Source organism: Shewanella algicola (assembly GCF_014648035.1).
GTDB lineage: Bacteria > Pseudomonadota > Gammaproteobacteria > Enterobacterales > Shewanellaceae > Shewanella > Shewanella algicola.
Window position 1 is genome coordinate 1 of the sequence record NZ_BMQI01000169.1, and the last position, 667, is coordinate 667.

At 52.9% G+C, this 667-nt stretch carries 1 protein-coding gene; it reads left to right on the forward strand.

Annotated features, from left to right (window positions below):
* Window positions 1-615: IS6-like element IS26 family transposase (locus tag IEY42_RS22265; RefSeq protein ID WP_074811459.1), on the forward strand; the 615-nt coding region annotated here is incomplete at its 5' end.
* Between the last annotated feature and the right edge of the window lie 52 nt (window positions 616-667).

Sequence of the window (667 nt, forward strand, 5' to 3'; positions counted from 1 at the left end):
TTGCAGGAGATGCTGGCTGAACGCGGAGTGAATGTCGATCACTCCACGATTTACCGCTGGGTTCAGCGTTATGCGCCTGAAATGGAAAAACGGCTGCGCTGGTACTGGCGTAACCCTTCCGATCTTTGCCCGTGGCACATGGATGAAACCTACGTGAAGGTCAATGGCCGCTGGGCGTATCTGTACCGGGCCGTCGACAGCCGGGGCCGCACTGTCGATTTTTATCTCTCCTCCCGTCGTAACAGCAAAGCTGCATACCGGTTTCTGGGTAAAATCCTCAACAACGTGAAGAAGTGGCAGATCCCGCGATTCATCAACACGGATAAAGCGCCCGCCTATGGTCGCGCGCTTGCTCTGCTCAAACGCGAAGGCCGGTGCCCGTCTGACGTTGAACACCGACAGATTAAGTACCGGAACAACGTGATTGAATGCGATCATGGCAAACTGAAACGGATAATCGGCGCCACGCTGGGATTTAAATCCATGAAGACGGCTTACGCCACCATCAAAGGTATTGAGGTGATGCGTGCACTACGCAAAGGCCAGGCCTCAGCATTTTATTATGGTGATCCCCTGGGCGAAATGCGCCTGGTAAGCAGAGTTTTTGAAATGTAAGGCCTTTGAATAAGACAAAAGGCTGCCTCATCGCTAACTTTGCAACAGTGCC